Origin of the sequence: Bacillus sp. AFS001701 (assembly GCF_002559405.1) — a bacterium.
In the GTDB taxonomy this organism is placed as follows: domain Bacteria; phylum Bacillota; class Bacilli; order Bacillales; family Bacillaceae_G; genus Gottfriedia.
This window is the reverse complement of sequence record NZ_NTZO01000177.1, coordinates 1-4,636: the sequence shown is the minus strand read 5'-3', so window position 1 is coordinate 4,636 and position 4,636 is coordinate 1. Positions and strand designations below refer to the sequence as shown.

The following is a 4,636-nucleotide window of genomic DNA, read 5'->3' as shown; positions in this document are numbered from 1 at the left end:
ATGATTAGCTTTGGTATGTTTGTAATCGCCATTTTAGAATTTAAGAAGAAGGATAAAAATTCTTGAACACGCTGAAAAAGCGTGTTTTTTTTATTTTTTTTATATTTCGGATTCTTATTAAAAATATAAGGAGTTAAGTTATATTTCAAATTTTTTCAAAATCCCTTCAAGGGCGTGGAGCGATGAGCATGAATGGTATGGATTTCCATCTATGTGCTCGATTACTCATTTAAAAGATACTATAATAGAAATATCGATTTACTTTTAACAAAATGATGATACACTATTTTAAAATAGGCAAGAAATGAGAGGCAGGTGAATGGAATGGAGATGGAAACTAATTTTCTTTCAATCCGGGAACATGCGTATAGATATTTAAAAGAATTGATTTTAGAGGGGCATTATAAACCAGGTGATCGCTTAATTGAACGGGAGCTTGCTGTTAAGCTAAATATTAGTCGTACACCTATTAGAGAAGCTTTATTCCGCTTAGAATCACAAGGTTTTGTAAAAACGGTTCCGCGTAAAGGTGTCATCGTTTCGAATATTTCTGATGAAGACATTATGGAAGTGTTTACGATTTTATCTTCACTAGAAGTGTTAGCAGCAAAATTGGCTGCTAAAAAAATGACAGACGAAATTCAAAAAGAGTTTGATCAGAAAATCGAGGAGCTTCTTTATATTGAGGAACACTCAGACGAAACCTTCGAGAATGAGCATATCGAAATGAATCTCCTACTATATAAGGCAGCGAGAAGTCCGAAGCTTTTTGAAATTTTATCCGGCTTAACAGATTATATCCATATGTCTGCTAATATGGGGTACGAAACGCCTGGAAGACGTAAGGAATCATTGAGGGAACATATTGAAATTATGAAAGCAGTACGAAATAAAGAAATCGAAATGTCGGAGTATTTAACGAAAATTCATATCGAAAATTCTAGACGTGCGTACATGAACTACATAGAAAAAAGAAAAGAAAAAACGACATAAAAATATCCGAATAATCGACCTTTTTTTAAGTGTCGATTATTCGGGTAACATTTCATTGTGGATGTTTGCGTCTCTTTTCTTGTATGGAAAAATCATTTTTTTATTAATAATAAAACCCCTATTAGATAGACTGTTAGATCGTCTAGACTAAGGGGGCTTTTTATTTTAGTTTCGTATTTCACAAATAATAAAGAGAAAATACTAGATACCAACAACGATCGAGGACGTTCTATTTTTTAAAGTATTACAAATACTCATTGCAACAATATATCCCGTCTTTGGATTAGTAGAAGAAGGAATATTTTGCACCTTTACTTCCATTTCACCAAAAAATCCTTTTACGAAAATTTGATGTGTATTACTAGTTATGCTTGGATCTACATAAACTTGAACTTTTGTTTTATCAAATCCGATTCCAGCAAGACTCAAGGTTGCTGAAACATTTGTACTTTCTGGAAAAAGCTTAGAAGATTCTCTAGCTACACCATTATAAATGCAAATTGGCTCCTTAACGGTGTCTAAATCTACCTTTTCCTCTGCAATTGTCCCTCGCCATGCACTCGGTGGTTTTCTCGTTACAAGCTTTACTTCATCAACCCCTTGTAGTATAGAAGCACCTACACGATCTAATCCAGCAATTGCAGCTGAAGGGATGATAATCTTGCTGTCAGTAAGCTTTGCAGTAGTTTCAAGTTCTGCTAATAATGCATCATCTGCAAGTGCACCTACAGAAGAGATGATAAAATCACTACTAGTAGACAGCGCCTTTTTTCCATACTTATAGACAGCTTCATGACCCGCAGCTTCAATAATAATATCCAATCCCAATCCAAAAAAAGTCTCTTCATTGTCGTAAAAAAAATCGCTTATATATGATTCGTATTGATCCTTTCTCCGTACGAGAACCGCCTTTAATAATACATCCCCAGCCTTGCCTTCGTTTATATATTTGACGATATCTTGTCCGATTGCTCCAAATCCAATTAATCCAATAGTAAGCACATACATCACCTCGTTTTTTGAATATTAAGACGTATTTGGTATACAAAATATTATATCAGACCGGTATATAAAAACAAATAGAGTAATATAAATTAAGAAAAATAGCTTGATATATGTGATTTTTATATTGTCAGAAAATTATAAATATGGTATGTTGTATACCAAAGAGGTAAAGAGGAGGATTTGAATTATGCCGAAACTGAATTTTGCTACTAGTGGAAAAGTATTAGAAGTACCGGAAAACTCCAATATTTTACGTATGTCTCTTCGATTTGATGGAGAACTACCAAATCGATGTGGTGGCGGCGTTTGTGGATCCTGCGTTTGTAAAATTGAAGAGGGTACTGTTGATCATATAAAAGTGCAGGAGCGTCGAAAACTTGGTGAAGAATGGTTAAGCAAAGGGTTCCGTTTAGGTTGCCAAGCTTTCATCACTGATGATGATGTAACGATTTCATGGAACGAAGAAGTAACAGATGAAGTAAAAAAACGTAAATTAGATCATCCGAAAAAGAAAGTGACATCTACACCATAAAATCCAATTTAAAGAGCGGGAGTGAATGATATGTTGTTAGTATGCGACAAACATATGAAAGAAGCCTTAAAGTTAGTAGAAATGCTCCAAATTCAAAAAGCTCAAACTGGTGAGACATGCTCGCTTTGTAATGTGGAGACTTCGCTTTTAATGAATATGGTCAATCAACCTATTCCAGTAAAGAAAAAACCATGCAGTAATTGTGTGAAGTGCTCTTGTCTTATTGCAAACTAAAAGAAAGATAAATTAAAGGGATGGATTTTATGAAACAGTTAAACATCTTTATCGCCTTTTTTAGGAGCAGTATGCTTGGATACGGAGGTGGACCATCGACCATTCCTTTAGTACATAAAGAAGTGGTTGAACGCTTTAAATGGATGAATGATGAAGAATTCGGAGATGTGCTCGCTATTGGAAACACACTGCCAGGACCGATTAATACAAAAATGGCTGGATACATTGGGTTCAAAGTAGGCGGTAAAATTGGGATGATCAATGCAATAGTTGCAACGATCCTGCCGACGATTATTTTAATGGTTGTTTTATTGACCACACTAGTGACATTTAAAGATTTAAAATGGGTGCAAGGAATGACTAAAGCAATTGTACCAGTAGTTGGTGTCATGCTTGGTGTACTAACTTGGCAATTTATAGAAGCATCCGTTAAGGGGTTAAAATGGCCCTTTACAATTGGACATATTTTAGTAGGGATTGTTTTAATGCAATATTTTCATATACATCCAGGATTTATTATTGGAGGGCTACTGTTATTTGCGGTCGTTAAGCCAACCAAATCAGTTGAAGGTAAAAAATCAAAAGGACTGTCTGCATAATGGTATATTGGAACATTTTCTGGGCGTTTTTTGTTGCTAATATTTTAGGGTATGGAGGAGGCCCTGCGACCATTCCTCTTATTCAAAAAGAAGTTGTCACAAGAGGTTGGCTTACACATCAAGAATTTAATGAGGCTCTTGCTATGGGAAACTCTCTACCTGGACCGATTGCTACGAAAATGGCAGGGTATATCGGATTTCATGAAGGTGGTATACTAGGTTCAATTTTGGCTGTATTCGCTACAGTTGCACCGTCCCTAATCCTCATGTTGACCTTAATGGGAATTTTGTATAAATATCGTCATTCGATTCAAGTTAAGCGAATGACACTATACGTCAAGCCAACAATTGCAGTTTTACTTGGCGTGATGGCTTATAATTCGTTTCATGATTCATATTCTCAAATTGGTATTGGACAGTTTTTATTTTTAGGAGTAATCAGTTACATATTAATGGAGAAAGTAAAGCTACATCCGGCTTTTATTGTAATGGGAGCTTTGCTATATGGTGGATTAAATTTATAATTTGAAAAAAGGGTAAGCAAATTTCATTGAATTTTGCTTACCCTTTTTTGCACATTAGTAAGTAAAAATATTCTAGCGGCGAAGGGGATTTGACGTAGTCGCATAATTAGGAATTGGAGAAGTGCAACTGAATCTTTGTCTTCGCTTTAAAGTTCGCCAATCGGCGGGTTTTCTGTAGAATGTTTAATATAACTTTAGTTTGTAATTTGTTATTGTAATTTACTTTCAACTTGTTGACAAACTTGATCAGCTGTTAAGCCACTTGCCTCGATTACTGATCCTTGTGTAGCTACATTTTGCATTCCCATTACATTTGAATCAAGTCCTGTTACTACGCAGCAATCGCAACCATTTGCATCTGATTCTTGTTTTAATTCAACAACATCATGTCCCGCTGAACGTAATGCTTCTTGAACATTTGTTAAAGATTGTTCTACTCCGATTCTAGCCATAAAAAACACCTCCTCAGAAATATAAGATTTGCAATTTACAGGAAAAATATTCTTTGAATAAAGAAGTTTAAGTTTAGAAAAAGTAAAGATGGAGGTGTTTAAAATGGGAAAAATTAAAAAAGATCCATCTAGAGTTGGCTTAGGATCACCAAATGTACAAGGTCAAGGGACTACAACATCGGAAACTGGTGTTGAGATGTCTTCTAGTAGAAAAAAACAAAAAAGAGAGATTAAATAAAGACTATTTGTCAGAATTCAAATGTTGGGAATTTGTCAGTGACATTCAATTGAATGTCA

The 4,636-nt window shown here is 34.9% G+C and carries 8 protein-coding genes; 6 read left to right on the top strand and 2 right to left on the bottom strand.

The genetic code is table 11. The features are described 5' to 3' along the window. Together CN514_RS26845 and CN514_RS13065 are read left to right on the top strand one after the other, a co-directional pair. Positions 1–66 (top strand): putative holin-like toxin, encoded by a 66-nt coding sequence (locus tag CN514_RS26845; protein WP_353652065.1) that lies wholly within the window; start codon positions 1–3, stop codon positions 64–66. 258 nt (positions 67–324) lie between these two features. Then, a complete protein-coding gene (locus CN514_RS13065; RefSeq protein WP_098232970.1) occupies positions 325–993 on the top strand; it encodes a GntR family transcriptional regulator in 669 nt (222 codons plus the stop codon). 201 nt (positions 994–1,194) lie between these two features. Here the strand turns inward: CN514_RS13065 and CN514_RS13060 are convergent, their stop codons facing one another. Further along, on the bottom strand, positions 1,195–2,001 hold the full coding sequence (locus CN514_RS13060) for an aspartate dehydrogenase (protein WP_286141669.1): 807 nt from the start codon (positions 1,999–2,001) through the stop codon (positions 1,195–1,197). A gap of 184 nt (positions 2,002–2,185) precedes the next feature. Here CN514_RS13060 and CN514_RS13055 point away from each other — a divergent pair, with 184 nt between their 5' ends. The 3 genes from CN514_RS13055 to CN514_RS13040 all read left to right on the top strand — a co-directional run bounded on the left by CN514_RS13055 (position 2,186) and on the right by CN514_RS13040 (position 3,887). Further along, positions 2,186–2,530 carry a 2Fe-2S iron-sulfur cluster-binding protein gene (locus CN514_RS13055; RefSeq protein WP_098232968.1) on the top strand — a complete coding sequence of 115 codons (345 nt, stop codon included), beginning with the start codon at positions 2,186–2,188 and terminating at the stop codon, positions 2,528–2,530. Positions 2,531–2,793: 263 nt separating this feature from the next. After that, complete coding sequence (locus CN514_RS13045; protein WP_098232966.1) at positions 2,794–3,363, top strand: chromate transporter; 570 nt, start codon at positions 2,794–2,796, stop codon at positions 3,361–3,363. After that, positions 3,363–3,887 (top strand): chromate transporter, encoded by a 525-nt coding sequence (locus CN514_RS13040; RefSeq protein ID WP_098232965.1) that lies wholly within the window; start codon positions 3,363–3,365, stop codon positions 3,885–3,887. The genes CN514_RS13045 and CN514_RS13040 overlap by 1 nt, the downstream gene beginning before the upstream one ends. A gap of 209 nt (positions 3,888–4,096) precedes the next feature. Here CN514_RS13040 and CN514_RS13035 read toward each other — a convergent pair whose 3' ends face one another. Next, complete coding sequence (locus CN514_RS13035) at positions 4,097–4,339, bottom strand: YkuS family protein (RefSeq protein ID WP_069033287.1); 243 nt, start codon at positions 4,337–4,339, stop codon at positions 4,097–4,099. Between the two features lie 103 nt (positions 4,340–4,442). Between CN514_RS13035 and CN514_RS13030 the strand changes: the two genes are divergently transcribed. Further along, positions 4,443–4,577: a YuzL family protein gene (locus CN514_RS13030; RefSeq protein WP_098232964.1), complete on the top strand. Its 135-nt coding sequence runs from the start codon at positions 4,443–4,445 to the stop codon at positions 4,575–4,577. The last annotated feature ends 59 nt before the right edge of the window (positions 4,578–4,636 follow it).